This is a genomic window from Arthrobacter sp. 001422645 (assembly GCF_059816125.1).
Genome location: NZ_JCBANT010000005.1, coordinates 178,100 through 193,098 on the forward strand (window position 1 = coordinate 178,100; position 14,999 = coordinate 193,098).

The 14,999-nt window shown below is 65.7% G+C and carries 15 protein-coding genes; all 15 read right to left on the minus strand.

Translation table 11 applies throughout. The annotated features are described in order from the left end of the window. Positions 1 to 31: 31 nt before the first annotated feature. The 15 genes from AC6EUH_RS08025 to thrB all read right to left on the minus strand — a co-directional run bounded on the left by AC6EUH_RS08025 (position 32) and on the right by thrB (position 14,999). On the minus strand, positions 32 to 856 hold the full coding sequence (locus tag AC6EUH_RS08025; protein ID WP_056426119.1) for a F0F1 ATP synthase subunit delta: 825 nt from the start codon (positions 854 to 856) through the stop codon (positions 32 to 34). Then, positions 856 to 1,404, minus strand: coding sequence for a F0F1 ATP synthase subunit B (locus tag AC6EUH_RS08030; RefSeq protein WP_056426116.1), 549 nt, complete (start codon positions 1,402 to 1,404; stop codon positions 856 to 858). Before AC6EUH_RS08030 ends, AC6EUH_RS08025 begins: the two co-directional genes overlap by 1 nt. Positions 1,405 to 1,461: 57 nt before the next feature. Next, the gene (gene atpE, locus AC6EUH_RS08035; protein ID WP_009356484.1) at positions 1,462 to 1,665 is read right to left on the minus strand and encodes an ATP synthase F0 subunit C; all 204 of its coding nucleotides are present in this window, start codon (positions 1,663 to 1,665) and stop codon (positions 1,462 to 1,464) included. Positions 1,666 to 1,743: 78 nt separating this feature from the next. Further along, positions 1,744 to 2,544 carry a F0F1 ATP synthase subunit A gene (gene atpB, locus AC6EUH_RS08040; RefSeq protein ID WP_056426113.1) on the minus strand — a complete coding sequence of 267 codons (801 nt, stop codon included), beginning with the start codon at positions 2,542 to 2,544 and terminating at the stop codon, positions 1,744 to 1,746. A 91-nt stretch (positions 2,545 to 2,635) separates the two neighbouring features. Continuing rightward, entirely contained in the window at positions 2,636 to 2,965 is a 330-nt protein-coding gene (locus AC6EUH_RS08045) for a hypothetical protein (RefSeq protein ID WP_056426111.1), read from the minus strand. Continuing rightward, on the minus strand, positions 2,958 to 3,443 hold the full coding sequence (locus AC6EUH_RS08050) for a hypothetical protein (RefSeq protein ID WP_499738304.1): 486 nt from the start codon (positions 3,441 to 3,443) through the stop codon (positions 2,958 to 2,960). The genes AC6EUH_RS08045 and AC6EUH_RS08050 overlap by 8 nt, the downstream gene beginning before the upstream one ends. Before the next feature lie 122 nt (positions 3,444 to 3,565). Further along, positions 3,566 to 4,588: an MraY family glycosyltransferase gene (locus tag AC6EUH_RS08055; protein WP_056426107.1), complete on the minus strand. Its 1,023-nt coding sequence runs from the start codon at positions 4,586 to 4,588 to the stop codon at positions 3,566 to 3,568. Beyond that, positions 4,588 to 6,465 (minus strand): polysaccharide biosynthesis protein, encoded by a 1,878-nt coding sequence (locus AC6EUH_RS08060; protein WP_056426104.1) that lies wholly within the window; start codon positions 6,463 to 6,465, stop codon positions 4,588 to 4,590. Before AC6EUH_RS08060 ends, AC6EUH_RS08055 begins: the two co-directional genes overlap by 1 nt. Positions 6,466 to 6,639: 174 nt before the next feature. Next, entirely contained in the window at positions 6,640 to 7,596 is a 957-nt protein-coding gene (locus tag AC6EUH_RS08065) for a glycosyltransferase (RefSeq protein WP_499738305.1), read from the minus strand. 7 nt (positions 7,597 to 7,603) lie between these two features. After that, positions 7,604 to 8,512 carry a glycosyltransferase gene (locus tag AC6EUH_RS08070; RefSeq protein WP_499738306.1) on the minus strand — a complete coding sequence of 303 codons (909 nt, stop codon included), beginning with the start codon at positions 8,510 to 8,512 and terminating at the stop codon, positions 7,604 to 7,606. 1 nt (position 8,513) lies between these two features. Further along, complete coding sequence (locus tag AC6EUH_RS08075; protein ID WP_499738307.1) at positions 8,514 to 9,278, minus strand: L-threonylcarbamoyladenylate synthase; 765 nt, start codon at positions 9,276 to 9,278, stop codon at positions 8,514 to 8,516. A 42-nt stretch (positions 9,279 to 9,320) separates the two neighbouring features. Beyond that, entirely contained in the window at positions 9,321 to 10,187 is an 867-nt protein-coding gene (prmC, locus tag AC6EUH_RS08080) for a peptide chain release factor N(5)-glutamine methyltransferase (RefSeq protein WP_499738308.1), read from the minus strand. A 16-nt stretch (positions 10,188 to 10,203) separates the two neighbouring features. Next, entirely contained in the window at positions 10,204 to 11,277 is a 1,074-nt protein-coding gene (gene prfA, locus AC6EUH_RS08085) for a peptide chain release factor 1 (protein WP_056426093.1), read from the minus strand. A 233-nt stretch (positions 11,278 to 11,510) separates the two neighbouring features. Beyond that, positions 11,511 to 13,685, minus strand: coding sequence for a transcription termination factor Rho (gene rho, locus AC6EUH_RS08090; protein WP_499738309.1), 2,175 nt, complete (start codon positions 13,683 to 13,685; stop codon positions 11,511 to 11,513). 327 nt (positions 13,686 to 14,012) lie between these two features. Further along, positions 14,013 to 14,999: a homoserine kinase gene (gene thrB / locus AC6EUH_RS08095; protein WP_499738310.1), complete on the minus strand. Its 987-nt coding sequence runs from the start codon at positions 14,997 to 14,999 to the stop codon at positions 14,013 to 14,015.

The following is a 14,999-nucleotide window of genomic DNA, read 5'->3' on the forward strand; positions in this document are numbered from 1 at the left end:
TTTATCAGTTAAGTTGTGCTTGTCCGGCTTGCTAGGCAAGCTGACGGTGAAGCTGGCCCAGACGGGCAAGAACCGAAGCGTCAACCACTTCGTCACCCACCTGGATCCGGATGCCACCGATGAGCGCCGGGTCAACATTCATGTTGATCTTGAGCTCCCGCCCGTAAAGGGCATTCAGCCCCGCCTGCAGGCGGCTGGTCTGCGTTTCCGTCAGCGGACGGGTGACACTGACCGTTGCAATCCAGCGCTGCTGGCGCTTGGCTGCAAGCTCGGCGAAGCGACGGACGAGCTTGGTCGCCTTGAGGCCACGCGGCTGCGACACTGCCTGTCCAATCAGGACTTTCGCTTCCTCGCTGGCACTGGGTACGAGCTTTTCAGCGAGGGCAACCTTGGCAGCCGGGCTCGCCTGGGGTTCGGACACAGCACGCTGGACCTCGTGGTTGGACTCCACAGCCTGGTTGAAGGAGAACAGATCGTTCTCCAACGCTTCCAGGCCGCTGATTCCCGAGGCAGAGACGGCAGACTTGTTCTCAGCAACGGCGATGACCACCGAAGCGGCAAGAGTCTCGAGTGCATCGCCGATATCCCGGGCGGAAGCCCAGCGCGAGCCGGCCAGTCCGCTCGCGATTTCCACAGCATCCGCGGAGACTTTCCCGCTGAAGAGCTGCTTGATAAGCGCTGACTTTTCGTCGCCGCTGCGGGACGGGTCAGTCAGGGCGCGGCGCAAGCCAGCCGAGCTGTCCACCGTTCCCAGGATTCCGAAGAGTTCCTTAGCCAACTGCAGCGAGGCAAAAGGAAGCTTGGCTTCCAGCGCCACCAGCGCCGCGGTCAGCGATTCGCTCGATACACCTGCCATTACTTAGCTGCACCTGCGTTCTGGTTCTCCAGATCTGCCAGGAAGCGGTCAACCACACGGGCCGAACGCGCGTCGTCCTCGAGCGACTCGCCGACGATGCGGCCAGCCAGCGTGGTGGCAAGGGTGCCCACCTCCGTGCGGAGCGACACAACGGCCGCCTGACGCTCGGACTGGATCGCCGCGTGGGCCTGCGCCGTGATGCGGGCAGACTCTACAGCTGCCTTCTCCTTCAGGTCCGCAAGGATCTGAGCGCCTTCGGCACGGGCTTCCTCGCGGATGCGGTTTGCCTCGGCACGGGCATCGGTGAGCTGCTGCTTGTACTCTTCGAGTGCAGCGGAAGCCTCTGCCTGTGCCTTTTCAGCCTTGGCGATGCCGCCTTCAATGGCCTCAGCACGCTCTGCGAAGGTCTTTTCGAACATCGGGACAACGTACTTGACCACGATGAACATAAGAACAGCAAAGCCGGCGAAGACGACAAGCATTTCCCAGGGATTGGGAACCAGAGGGTTGGCGCCCTCCGTGGCGGCTGAGATGATCAGCTGATTCATAATTCACCCGTCCTTATCTACTCGGTTCTGGATGTTCGCTTAGTTCTAAAGATCAGACTAGAGAACGAAGGCGAAGACCAGGCCGAGGATGGCGAGGGCTTCAGTCAGCGCGAGGCCGAGGAATGCGATCGGCTGGAGCACACGCTGTGCCTCCGGCTGACGTGCGACGCCGTTGATGTAAGCGGCGAACACGAGACCAACACCGATACCACCGCCGATTGCGGACAGACCGTAACCTACGAGGTTGAGATTGCCTTCCATTTTATTCCTTTCAAGATGCCATCTATGTGGCAGGTTGTTTGGTGTGCTTCATCCCCAGAGGGGAAGATTTTGGGGTGCCTAGTGGCTGTCCGCGTGCAGCGCGCCTTCGATGTAGATCGCGGTCAGCAGGGTGAACACGTACGCCTGCAGGACCATAATCAACGCTTCCAGCATGTACATGGCGATCGCCCCGCCAAGAACGAGAACCGACGCGCCCTTCAGCAGGAGGTTTTCCTGCGTGACGAGGTACTCGATTCCGGAACCGGCGATCATGACGATGAGGTGGCCGGCCAGCATGGTCGCGAACAGACGGAGGCTGTGCGTAACCGGGCGGACCAGGAAGTTGGAGATAATCTCGATCGGAATCACGATCGGAAGAATGTAGCCCGGGACTCCGGACGGCACAGTTGCCAGCTTGAAGTACTTCAGGCCGTTCTTCTTGATGCCGATGGCGATCCACGTGACATACACGATCCCGGCCATCACGTAGGCGCCGCCGACATGCGAGAAGGTGGGGAGCTGGATCAACGGAATGGCGCCGTAGATGTTGTTCACCAGGATGAAGAAAAACAGGCTGAACAGCAGCGGGACGTACTTCATGAAGTCTTTGCCGCCGATGATGTCCTTGCCGATGCCGTTGCGGACGAAGCCGTAGGCGGCTTCACCTGCAAACTGCAGTCTGCCGGGAACAAGCTGGCCCTTGCGGGCAGCCATCAGAAAGAATGCGGCGATAATAACGACCGAAAGGATTACCAGCAGCATCTGCTTGGAGAATCCGTCGGCCGCCCCCCACGGCACGATTGCCGGCAGGTGGATTTCTTCAATTCCAGGAGGCGTAAAAGTTCCTGAATCTTGGGCCGGGAGCGCAAGCGCGATCAACGCGTTTCCTCTCTGCAGTGTCCATCATTGGGCGTTGGTAGGTGAAAGGCGGCGTTGCGGCCAGCCTCTCCCCCTGTGAAATTATTTGGCATTACTGATCCTCGTCCTCGGACGGGCCACGTGCAGCATTGTCCCCGCCAGCGGAATTATCCGGGCTGGTGAGGCCGTGCATATGAGAAAGATAGAACCCTCCCGCGGCTCCCAGCAGGGCGCCTGCGAGCACAATCCAGCGGGTTCCCCACAGATTATCCAGACCCCACCCTATCAAACTCCAGACGAGGATTCCGCCAACAATGTAGCTGAAGACGGCGATGCCGGCGTTGTATCCGCCGTCGCGTCCGTTGTCCGAAACACCGGGGGCTCCGGCGGTGGTTTCAGGGGTGCCGGGCTTGTTCTTCTGCCGGTCTTTGCGGCTAAACATCGGTGCCGCCTTCCGGAGTCTCGGGGTCGTTATAGAGCTGCAGCCGCGCCTTGCTGAAACCGTAGATTTCTGCGGCCTGCCACAGGACCACTGTCACGACGGCGCCGGCCAGGAACCAGCGCCCGTTCAGCCACTCGGGACTGCCGATGGCGAACAGCACCACGGCAAAGCCGACGACCTTGATGAAATACGTGGCCGCGAACAGGCCGATGGCACCGGAGGAATGGTTTCGGCCGCCGAAGTGGCCCACCAGGAGGCTGATCGCGAAGAAGGCAATCACCAGGGCCCCGCCAAAGACGGACGAAAGCGCAGCCTCCGCGCCGTCGAGCATAAGTGCCGCCAGGGCGGTGAGCAGCAGCGCTCCGCCGCCAACGGCCGAACTGATGGCCAGCAGGCGCAGCCACAAGGATTTCGTGGGACCTGAGACACCAACGGGTCCGGCGCCGGACACGGGTCCGGGTTCGGCGTTGGAGGTCATTGGATCCCAATCGTCGAGGAGTTGGCTGCTGTTCAGAAGTCGCGGGCGTCAACCCGCACCTGAATTCTACACGAGATAGAACATAACCTGGCCCGCGGCCGGGCCAGGCGGTGCTTGGGGGCTTATGAGGCGGGCACCCGGGTGACCTTGTGCCGGCGCCGGAAGCGCCGGATCAGGTCCGGGGAGGCGAGGTAGAGCACCAGCACGGCCAGGCTCCCGGCGGCGCAGAGCACCACGATGGCCAGCGGCGCCGTGGCGGCGATGAAGCCAAGGACAATCACTGCCGCGGTGCAGACTGAGACCGTGGCGGCCGATTGCAGGTGAGAGAAGCCGACGTCGGTCAGGCGCTGGTAAACGTGCTCCCGGTGCGATGCGTACCACCGTTCGCCGGCCTTGATCCTGCGCAGCAGGGTATAGCCGGTGTCCGCAAGGTAGACCAGGAGCGGTGTCAGGAGGTATTCGACGTAGACGCCGCTCAGGAACCCCGCCACCGCCAGGGCCGCGGCCGAGGCGCCGAGGAGGTAGCTGCCGACGTCGCCGAGAAAAACGGATCCCCGGGAAAGGTTCCAGGGCAGGAATCCCAGGAAGGCCATGGCCAGCACGGCGCCGCCGGCGGTGAGCCACGGCTGTGCGGCGAGCACACCGGCCACCGCATAGGCGCCGCCGGTCAGGATTCCGTGGAAACTGGAAATGCCGTTGATGCCGTCCATGAAGTTGGCAATGTTGATGTAGGCCGCGATGGCCACCGCTGCCAGGGGCAGCCACCAGAAGGACTGCCCGGTGAGGACGAGCAGCGCCGCCGACCCGGCCGCACCGATCCCCAGCTGCGCGGCGGCGCGGCCTCGGATGGAGAGGCCCCGGAGGTCTTCGATCCATCCCACGGCCGCGCTGGCGCCGATCACCGCAAAAACTACCAGGAACACTGAGCGGTCCACCGTCACCGCCCCCAGCAGGAGGGCGGCCGCGTATCCGACGGCGGTGGCCAGGGATACGGCCACGCCCATGCCGCGGATGGTGGTCCGGCTGTGGGAGGACCTGGCCGACGGAACGTCGACGACGCCCATCCTGACAAGCCACGGCTTGACCGCGAACGGCAGCAGGATGCTCGCAAGAAGGGTGATGCCGGCCGTGAGGTACAGGGGCATCACGACGCTGCCGCCCTGATGCTCTCGCCCGGTTCATCGGCCTCGTCGTCGGGGATGGACTCGATGTCCAGGCCCTGCTCGGCCTCGCAGCGGGCCAGCCAGACATTAAGGTCCAGCCCGGCAGGGTCCTGCTCGTGGGCCCGGGTGTGGGAAATTTTGGGATGCAGGGGCCGCTCGTCCAGCTCGCCGGTTCCCACGAGTTCCTCGTGGAGCTTCTCGCCGGGCCGAAGCCCGGTGTAGATGATGTCGACTTTCTTGCCGGACATCGCGATCATGCGCTGGGCGACGTCCAGGATCTTGACCGGCTCCCCCATGTCCAGGATCATGACTTCGCCGCCCCGACCGATCGCGCCGGCCTGGATGACCAACTGGCAGGCCTCCGGGATCGTCATGAAGAAACGGGTGACTTCGGGGTCCGTCACCGTCACCGGACCGCCCACGCGGATCTGTTCCGTGAACAGCGGCAGCATGGAACCGCGGCTTCCCATCACGTTGCCGAACCTGACGGAGACGAATTTGCGGCCCGTCTGGCCTGCCATCCAGGCCGCAAGCTTCTCGGCAACGCGCTTGGAATGGCCCAGCGCCGTCGTCGGGTTGGCTGCCTTGTCCGTGGAGATATTCACGAAGTGGGAAACGCCGCTACGCTCGGCCGCGCGCAGCACGTTGAGGGTGCCCAGGACGTTTGTCTTCCAGGCCTCCACCGGATATTGCTGCAGCAAGGGAGCGTGTTTGAGGGCGGCGGCGTGGAACACCACCTCCGGGCGGCGGTCCTGGAAGATCTCCTGCAGGGCGGCGCCGTCACGGATGCTGGCCAGGACGGTGTCGCGGCCGGCGAGAAGTCCCCGGCCGGTGATGGAGATCTGGGTATGCTGCAGCCCTGTTTCGTCATGGTCGAGCATGATGAGTTCCGCCGGAGAGAACTGGACGATCTGCCGGCACAGCTCGGAGCCGATGGATCCGCCGGCGCCGGTGACCAGGACGCGTTTGCCCTTGATGTAGCCCGCAATCTCGTCGACCTTGATGTCCACCGGCCGGCGCCCGATCAGGTCCTCCACCGCCACGTCACGGAAATCGGAGAAACCTTCGGGTGCGCCGCGGCCGAGCATGTCCCGGAGCGGAGGCAGGACCAGCACCCTGACGTTCAGCCCTGCGACGGCGTCGGAGATCCGCCGGACAACGGACGCCTCGACGTTGGCGAAGGCCAGCACCAGCACGGTGGCGCGGGTGCGCCGGATGAGGGCCGGCAGGTCGTCGCCGCGGCCCAGGACCTGGACTCCGGATAGCCGCAGGTGCTTCTTGCCGGGATCGTCGTCGATTAGGCCCACCGGGAAATACGGTGAATCGGCGTCCTGCAGCATGCGAGTCAGGAGGGAGTTGCCCAGGAAGCCCGCACCGTAGATCAGGGTGTTCTGGGCGCCCTCGCCGGGGCGGTTCTTGCCCTCGACATATAGCCTCTTGGCGTAACGGGCGGCTCCCATAAAGAGGCAGGCGAACGGGAACGCGATGAGCCCGACGCTGCGGCCGATGCCGATGGCCTCGTAGAGCACCAGCAGGCTCAGGGTGATGGAGGCGGCCACGATCACGGTGACGAAGACGAGGGCCTTGGCCTCCTGGAAGCTGCCGAAGGGATACCTGCCGCGGTACAGCGCCAGCGCGTAGCCGGCCGCGGCCTGCACAACGATGGCAATGGCCATGATGATGATGGCACTGGCAAGCTGTTCTTCCCGGATGCCCATTTCATAGCGCAGCAGCAGGGCAAGGACGATCGCCACGACCCACGACATCGAGTCGAGGAAAAGCTGGATCCAGATCCAGAGCGGCGGCTTCTTCTCGTCCAGTGCCGCGGCAGGTTCGCGCGCTTCAGATTTCGTAGTCAACAGAGATTGCAACCGACTTCCACTACCACGGCGGCCATGCGCCTGTTTCAAAAATTACCCGCCGTGCAACTGTCGGACGGCACCCGGGTCTCAGACGATACTAATAGGTATCGCGCCGGCAACCCGGGTCCGCGTCGTCCGCGAGGGGGTGGTTCACCCGGATCCGCGCCTGGGTCAGCCCTGATCCCCGGCCGTTGCAGGAGGCACCGGCGGCATGGGTAGCCAGTTGGAATCGGCGAGGATGCCGCGCGATTCGCGCCACCCCTGCCACAGGGCACCGGTCCCCTTCAGGCGGCGTTCAACCAGCACCAGGCGCACAATTTCCTTCAGATACGTCAGGGCCGTACCGGCCCCGAATCCGAACCGGTTGTACTTGCCGTAGACGCGCAGGTACTGCGCCACGTGGCCGCGGTTGCGCATCACGTAGCGGCGGCTCAGGTCGGACGAATCGTTGAGGTGGCGCACGCCCAGATCCACCTGGCGCTGGGCCCGGACCTTCTTGATGACAAAAGCGTTGACGTAGACCACCGGGGTCTGCTGCGCCGCCAGCCAGCCGTAGATGAGGTCGTCCCAGGTGATAAAGAACCGCGGGTCCGGTAGCCCGATGCTGCGGGCCAGGGACGCCTTGATCAGCATGCCTTCGAAGTTTCCGACGTTGGTGCGGAAAACGTCGGATTTGCGGAAGACGTCGCCGGTGACGGGCAGGAACACGCCGAGGGCTTCGACAAAGTGGTGCTGCCAGAAGAATGGCTTGCCGGCGGCGTCGTAGCGGCGGCCAATCATGCACGAGTAGTCCGGGGTGAACTTATCGAGCGCCTCGACCGCCCCGGGGAGCACCTCGACGTCGTCGTCCATAAGCCACAGCCACTCGGCGCCGGCGCCGAGTGCGAGCTCCACGCCGCGGGAGAACCCGCCGGAGCCGCCCACATTCGCGGACAGGCGTTCGTAGTGGACCGGCACTCCGCCGGCGGCAACGGCGCGTGCGACCACGTCAGCGGTGTGGTCGTCGCTGGCGTTGTCCACCACCACGATCCGGTCCGGGCGCGTGCTCAGGCGGCTGAAGGACTCGAGCAGGTTCTGCAGGAAGTCGGCCCGGTTGTAGGTGACGACGACGGCAAACAGGTTTTTCATGTCCGGCCTAGCTGTTGGTGGACATGAGCTGGGCCGGTGAGCCGAAGCCCTTTCCGCGGAAGCCGGTGGAATAGGCCCGGAACCAGTGCGCGAGGCCTTTAAGGTCGCGGGTCTTCAGGAAGTAGAACGGGAAGCCGACGATGTCCGCGCCGAACCAGCGAACGTTGCGGTACTTCCGGGTGAGGTAGCCACGGTTGCGGAAGTAGCAGTACCGCTTGAAGTCCCCTTCGGGGATGACCGGGGTGATGAAGCCGCCGAAGACCGGCTTCATCTCGGTCCAGGTGGCGGGGTGCTGCACGGCAACGGTGGCCAGCGTGCCGTATTTGAGGCCGGCCTTTTTGACCCGCGAGAGGAAATCGACTTCATCGCCGCGGATGAAGAACTTCACGTCGGGGATTCCGATCTTGTAGAAGACCTCCGTGCGGATCAGTGCGCCGTTGAAGAAGTGCACCATGTCCGGGAGGTAGCCCATCGGCGCCAGCCGGGTGCGGTCGTTGGTCAACAGCCCGTTGATCCGGAAGTTGAAGGAGAGCCGGTTGGGGTCTGCGGTGGCGGCGACGAGCGGGCTCACGATATCGAGCTGGTGCTCCTCGGCGGCCGTGAGCAGTTCGGCGAGGCAGCTTGCATCCTCGGGGTGGCCGTCATCATCCATCATCCAGATCCACTCCGCGCCGCTGGCCATCGCGGCCAGGATCGCGTAGGCGAATCCCCCGGCACCACCGAGGTTCGCCTCGGAGCGCAGGTAATTGATGTTGTCCCCGCCGGCGCGGACTACGTCCGTGGCAGGGACGGTGCCCGAGTCAACGAGCGCGATCGAGTGGATGGCGGCGGTCTGTTCGGCCAGCCCCTTGAGGAGGAGGGCGAGTTCCTCATGGCGGTCAAACGTTACGGCCGCGACGGCGACTTTGGGCTGCATGTCAGTTCCTCGGGGAATCGTCGACGGCGGGCGTTTCGGGGGTTTCGGCGGTCTCGGAGGTTTCAGCGGTTTCGGGGGTTTCAGGCGGTTCGACGGCGGAAGGCTCCTCGCCGACGCCCAGCACGCCCGGGACAACTTCACGCAGCCGCTCAAGGCTGATGGCGCCGTGGCGGACCACCCGCAGCGGAACGGCGGTGGCATCAACGATGGTGGAGGGCAGGGCCTCGGCGCCCTCGGCCGGGCGGGGTCCGCCTTCGAGGTAGACCTCCACCGATTCGGCAAGCTGGGCTTCGGCGTCGGCGGCGGTCTGCGCCGCCGCCTGGCCCGTGCGGTTCGCCGAGGAGACGGCCAGCGGCCCGGTGAGCGTGAGCAGGTCCTGGGCGACGTCGTCGGCCGGGATCCGCAGGGCGACGGTGCCCTTGGTTTCACCGAGATCCCAGTCCAGGGACGGCTGGGCGTGCAGGATGAGCGTCAGTCCCCCGGGCCAGAAGGCCTCCGCGAGGCGCCTCGCCTCGGCCGGGACATCCGTGGCGAGGCCGTCGAGGGCATTGAGCCTGGGGATGAGGACGGGCGGCGGCATCTTGCGGCTGCGGCCCTTCGACGCCAGCAGCAGGGTCACGGCGAGGGGCGAGAACGCGTCGGCGGCGATCCCGTACACGGTGTCCGTCGGGAAGACCACGCATTTGTGCTCCCGGATGGCCCGCTGGGCATGTTCAAGTCCGGCAGCGCGTTGCTCGGCTGCCGTGCAATCGTAGCTAGTGGTCACTGGCCTATTCTTTCATCACTTCGTGCGTTGCCCGGCCCACGCTCAGGCGGCCGGCCCGGCCAGGACGGCGCTCGTGGCCCGGTCCTTGCCGTTGAGGTCGTGGTGCGTGGTCACTGCGTCCCACAGCCCGGAGCGCTCAAGCATGGCGGCGATCCAGCCGGCCTGGACTTCGGCGTGTTCCATCACGAAGTACCCTCCGGGGACCAGCAGCCGGGCCGCGGAGGTGGCCGCCGCCGTCGGAAGTTCCATGCCGTCCGCTCCCCCGCCGTACAGCGCCTCGGGCGGATCGTGCAGCGCCACCTCGGGTTCGTTGGGGATGGCTTCGGCGGGGATGTACGGAGGATTGGAGACGACGACGTCGAACGTCCCGTTATGCCCGGGCAAGGCGTCACGCAGGTCGCCGCGGATGAGGTGGACCCCGAGTGGCAACAGGTTCCTTGCGGCCCAGGCGTGCGCAAACTCGCTGAACTCGACGGCGTGGACCTCCGCGCCGGGGACCTCGTGCGCGATCGATCCCGCGATGGCCCCGGACCCGGTGCCAAGATCCACCACCTTGGGATGCGCCATGCCCTGCAGCCGGTCAATCACCAGCTGCACCACGGATTCCGTTTCCGGCCGGGGAATGAAGACTCCCGGTCCGACGGCCAGTTCCAGGTAGCGGAAATGCGCGACGCCGGTGATGTGCTGCAGCGGAATGCGCCGGGCCCGCTCGGCGATGAGGTCCTGGTACCCCTCCGGCGCCGGCGTGTCGCCCAGCATCAGGGCGCGCAGCCGGCCGAGCCCGACGCCGAGGAGGTGCTCGGCCAGGAGTTCGGCGTCGACGCGGGGGCTCGGGACGCCGGCGGCGGCAAGCGTGGAGGCGGCCTCGCGGACTGCCTCCGCGAGGCTCTGCCCGGTTCCTTCTGTCATCACGACGGCGGCCGGACTAGTCGCCGATGGCGTCGAGCCGGGCCTGTTCGTCCAACTCGATGGCCGACTGGATGACCGGCTCCAGGTCGCCGTTCATGACCTGGTCCAGGTTGTAGGCCTTGTAACCGGTGCGGTGGTCCGCGATCCGGTTTTCCGGGTAGTTGTAGGTCCGGATGCGCTCCGAGCGGTCCATGGTGCGGATCTGCGACTTGCGCTGGGCCGAGTTCTCGGCGTCGATCTGCTCCTGCTGGTGCGCCAGGATGCGGGCGCGGAGGACGCGCATGCCGGCCTCGCGGTTCTGCAGCTGCGACTTCTCGTTCTGCATGGCCACCACAATGCCGGTGGGAAGGTGGGTGATCCGGACGGCGGAGTCCGTGGTGTTCACGGACTGGCCGCCGGGGCCGGAGGAACGGTACACGTCGATCTTCAGGTCGTTCTGGTTGATCTCGAGCTCTTCGGGCTCGTCCACTTCCGGGAGCACCAGCACGCCGGCGGCCGAGGTGTGGATACGGCCCTGGGATTCCGTCACGGGCACACGCTGCACCCGGTGCACGCCGCCTTCGAACTTCAGCCGCGCGTAGACCCCCTCGGCGGGATCGTTCGAGGTGCCCTTGATGGCCACCTGGACATCCTTGTAGCCGCCCAGGTCGGATTCGTTGGCAGAGATCATCTCGGTCTTCCAGCCGCGGGATTCCGCGTACCGGGTGTACATGCGCAGCAGGTCGGCCGCGAACAGGGCAGCCTCGTCGCCGCCTTCGCCGCCCTTGACTTCGAGGATCACGTTGCGGGCGTCGTCGGGATCGCGGGGAATCAGGAGCCGGCGCAGCTTCGCCGCAGCAGAGTCCAGCGCGGCCTCAAGCTCCGGCACCTCCGCGGCAAACTCGGGGTCCTCGTCCGCCATTTCCTTGGCAGCCGCAAGGTCATCCTGGATGCCGTGCCAGGCATGGTACGCCTCAACGATGCCATTAAGCTGAGCCGAGCGCCGCCCCAGTTTCCGGGCAAGCTTCTGGTCAGCGTAGACAGCAGGATCCCCAAGCTGCGCCTGGATAGCATCATGCTCATCCAACAGGCCCTGTACGGACTCAAACATTTTCAAAACCTCTTTCGACTCTTACAAGTCTAGTTACGCCAACAAAACTGGAGCGCGGCTGGCGAGTTAACGACGAAGCCGCACGGATTCTTCCGCCCCGGGAGTGGCATCGGGCCTGCCGGAGCCGGGTGGCCTGCGATCGTAGATCGCAAGCCACCCGGCGTAGGGGCGGGGGCGGAAGAATCCGTGCGGCGTTAGCGCGCGGCACCGCCACTATCGAGCGGTGAGCTCAGCTACTTGTCGTTATCGGACTTCGCACCAAGCGTCGTCTTCTGCACCTGCATGAGGAACTCGACGTTGCTCTGGGTCTCCCGGATCTTGTTCGTCAGCAGTTCAAGGCTCTGCTGTGTTTCGAGTCCGGAGAGGACGCGGCGCAGCTTCCACATGATCTTGACTTCCTCGGCGGAAAGCAGGTTCTCTTCGCGGCGGGTGCCGGACGCGTTGACGTCCACGGCCGGGAAGATGCGCTTGTCGGCCAACTGGCGGGACAGGCGCAGTTCCATGTTGCCGGTGCCCTTGAACTCTTCGAAGATGACCTCGTCCATCTTGGAACCGGTCTCGACGAGCGCGGTGGCCAGGATGGTGAGCGAGCCACCGTTTTCGATGTTGCGGGCTGCACCGAAGAAGCGCTTCGGCGGGTACAGCGCGGCCGAGTCGACGCCACCGGACAGGATGCGGCCGGAAGCCGGTGCCGCCAGGTTGTAGGCGCGGCCCAGGCGGGTCATGGAGTCGAGGAGCACCACTACGTCCATGCCCATCTCGACCAGGCGCTTGGCGCGTTCGATGGAGAGCTCGGCCACGGTGGTGTGGTCGTCGGCGGGCCGGTCGAAGGTGGAGGCGATGACCTCACCCTTGACGGTGCGCTGCATGTCCGTGACTTCTTCGGGACGTTCGTCAACGAGCACCATCATGAGGTGGACCTCAGGATTGTTGGTGGTGATGGCGTTGGCGATGGACTGCAGGATGAGCGTCTTGCCGGCCTTCGGCGGCGAAACGATCAGGCCGCGCTGGCCCTTGCCGATCGGAGCAACCAGGTCGATGACGCGGGGGCCGATCTTCTTCGGGTCCGTCTCGAGGCGCAGGCGCTCGGAGGGGTACAGCGGGACGAGCTTCGCGAATTCGACGCGGTCCTTGAGTTCCTCGGGGGTCTTGCCGTTGACCGAGGTGACGCGGACCAACGCGTTGAACTTCTGGCGGGCGGACTGCTGCTGGTTTGCCTGCTGGGACTCGCCTTCGCGCGGTGCACGGATGGCGCCGACCACGGCGTCGCCCTTTCGCAGGTTGTACTTCTTGACCTGGGCGAGGGAGACGTAGACGTCGTTGGGGCCGGGCAGGTAGCCGGAGGTGCGGATGAACGCGTAGTTCTCCAGCACGTCCAGGATGCCTGCGACGGGCAGCAGGACGTCGTCCTCGGTGACCTCGACGTCGTCGACGTCCGGTCCCTGGGCGCGTCCCCGACGGCGGTCGTTGCGGTCGCGGAAGCGGTCGTTGCGCGAGGTGTTGTCGCGGCTGTCCTGCCCGCCGGAGCGGTCGGAACGGTCGTTGCGGTCGCGCCGGTTGCGGCGGTTCCGGCGGCTGCCGCCGTCGCTGTCGTCGTTGTCGCGGTTATCGCGGGCGTTGTCGCGGCTGCCGGCAACCTCGTCGCGGCCGCCCCGGGTGCGGGTGTTTTCACGGCGCTGGCCGTCTTCGCTGCCCTGTTCGGCCTGGCGCTGATCGGAACGCTGTTCGGTGCGCTGATCAGAACGCTGTTCGGAACGCTGTTCCGCACGCTCGGCCTGGCGCTGATCGCCGGACGCCTGCTCGGCAGGAGCCTCGGTTGCCGTGCCCTGGGCAGTCCCCTGGGCAGTCCCCTGGCCAGTCCCCTGACCTCCGGTCTGCTCGGCCACTTCGCCGCGGCGGCGGTTGCGGGTGCGCGGCTGGCGGGTGCGTTCGCCGACTTCGGCGGCAGAACCGGTTTCAACAGACTCGGCGGGAGCCGCCGGGGCCTCTGCCGGAGCGGATGTTGCCTCGGCGGCGGGGGCCGTGATGACGCCGTCGCTGCCGGCGCGGCGGCTGCGGCCGCGTCCACGGGCACGCGGGTTTTCCTGGGCCGGGGCCTCGGAGTCGGTGGCGGGTGCAACAGCCGGAGCCGCGGACTGGGAGACGGTGCCGTTGTCGGTCGCCTTCTCAGCAGCGCGGGCCGGGGCCTTGCTCACGGGAGTGCCGGCGCGGTGGGCGGAAATGGCGGTCACCAGATCGCCCTTCCGCATCCGGGAACCGCCGGAAATCCCCAGCTGGCTGGCGAGAGCCTGGAGCTGGGCGAGCTTGAGGCCGGCGAGGCCGCTGCTCTTGGCGGGTGCTGCCGTTGACGATCCGGCAGCAGAAGATGATGTTTCCACAGCTGAAGACAGCTCAGTGGTTTCGGTCACGAAGGATCCTTCCCCCTCGACGGCGTCCAGGCTAGGAGCTGGACGCGATGATTTTGATCCGGGCTGCAGTTCAGATCTGCAGCCGCGATTTCGGCCTTGCCGGATGGATATTGGCCGACACGGCCGGATACTGCATTCACCTGGCGCGTTCCGGAACATAAGGAACGGCGGGCTGACGTGTCAGGGGTGCAGAGATAGTTTTCTGCGGATTCCTGCGTCAGACCAAAAGCAGGTGGCACCAGAAAATATTGCGCAGTGAAAGATGAGAGAGGCAACTAGGCCAACATCGCGGTCTTATGAACGGTATTTTACCTACCGCCTGCGTGATTACCGCCGGTGCACTTCCACTTTAGCACCTTCAACGTCCACAGCCAGCTTCATCACACGCCAGCCCACGCCCGGCGTGTTGCCTGCCGTGAAGGAGCCGATGAACTCGACGGCGGCCTCGGCCTGGGCCTCTCCGTTGGCCAGGACCAGCACGGTGGGACCGGCTCCGGAGACGACGGCGGCAAAGCCGGCGCGCCGCAGCGCGGCGATCAGGTCAGCGCTGGGCCGCATGGCCTCCGCGCGATAGCTCTGGTGCAGGTAGTCCTCGGTGCCGGCCAGCAGGAATTCCGGCTTATGCGTCAGCGCGTGGATCAGCAGGGCCGCCCGTCCGGAATTCATCGCCGCGGCGTGGTGGCCCACCGAGGCGGGCAGCAGCGCCCGGGCCACTTCGGTGGAAAGTTCAAAGTCAGGTACGGCCACCACGGGGACAACCGCGGCGGCTACCTCTGCACACGTGCTGCTGTACTGGTCACTGTCCTGCCATGACAGCGCCAGTCCGCCGAAAATCGCAGGTGCGACGTTGTCCGGATGGCCTTCCATCTCACTCGTCAGCTGCAGGACCCAGTCCCTGTCCCGGCGCGATGCCTCGGGGACGAGGGCATTGGCGGCGGTCACGGCGGCCACCACGGCACTGGCCGAAGAGCCCAGTCCCCTGCCGTGCGGATTGATGTTGTCTGCGGTAATTCGCAGGCCCTCGTGCCGGAAGCCCAGGCGGTGCAGGGCCTCCGTGAGGGCCTTGACCACCAGATGGCTGGCGTCGCGCGGCAGGGACTCCGCGCCTTCCCCGCTGAGCTCGAACTCCAGCTCGCCGCTGTCCAGGGTTTCCACCGTCAGGGTGTCGAACAGCGTCAGCGCCAGGCCCAGGCTGTCATATCCGGGACCGAGGTTCGCGCTCGTGGCCGGCACGCGGACCGTCACGAGCTGACCGGCCGGAACCGCCGGCGTGTCCGCGGCGGACTCGGCCGGGATGGTGAGGGTGGTTTCCAC

Coding starts and splice junctions, on each gene's coding strand:
- AC6EUH_RS08070 (WP_499738306.1), bottom strand. CDS start 8,512: ATGCAGCCCAAAGTCGCCGTCGCGGCCGTAACGTTTGACCGCCATGAG.
- AC6EUH_RS08050 (WP_499738304.1), bottom strand. CDS start 3,443: ATGACCTCCAACGCCGAACCCGGACCCGTGTCCGGCGCCGGACCCGTT.
- AC6EUH_RS08025 (WP_056426119.1), bottom strand. CDS start 856: ATGGCAGGTGTATCGAGCGAATCGCTGACCGCGGCGCTGGTGGCGCTG.
- atpE (WP_009356484.1), bottom strand. CDS start 1,665: ATGGAAGGCAATCTCAACCTCGTAGGTTACGGTCTGTCCGCAATCGGC.
- prfA (WP_056426093.1), bottom strand. CDS start 11,277: ATGTTTGAGTCCGTACAGGGCCTGTTGGATGAGCATGATGCTATCCAG.
- prmC (WP_499738308.1), bottom strand. CDS start 10,187: ATGACAGAAGGAACCGGGCAGAGCCTCGCGGAGGCAGTCCGCGAGGCC.
- AC6EUH_RS08030 (WP_056426116.1), bottom strand. CDS start 1,404: ATGAATCAGCTGATCATCTCAGCCGCCACGGAGGGCGCCAACCCTCTG.
- AC6EUH_RS08045 (WP_056426111.1), bottom strand. CDS start 2,965: ATGTTTAGCCGCAAAGACCGGCAGAAGAACAAGCCCGGCACCCCTGAA.
- AC6EUH_RS08065 (WP_499738305.1), bottom strand. CDS start 7,596: ATGAAAAACCTGTTTGCCGTCGTCGTCACCTACAACCGGGCCGACTTC.
- AC6EUH_RS08055 (WP_056426107.1), bottom strand. CDS start 4,588: ATGCCCCTGTACCTCACGGCCGGCATCACCCTTCTTGCGAGCATCCTG.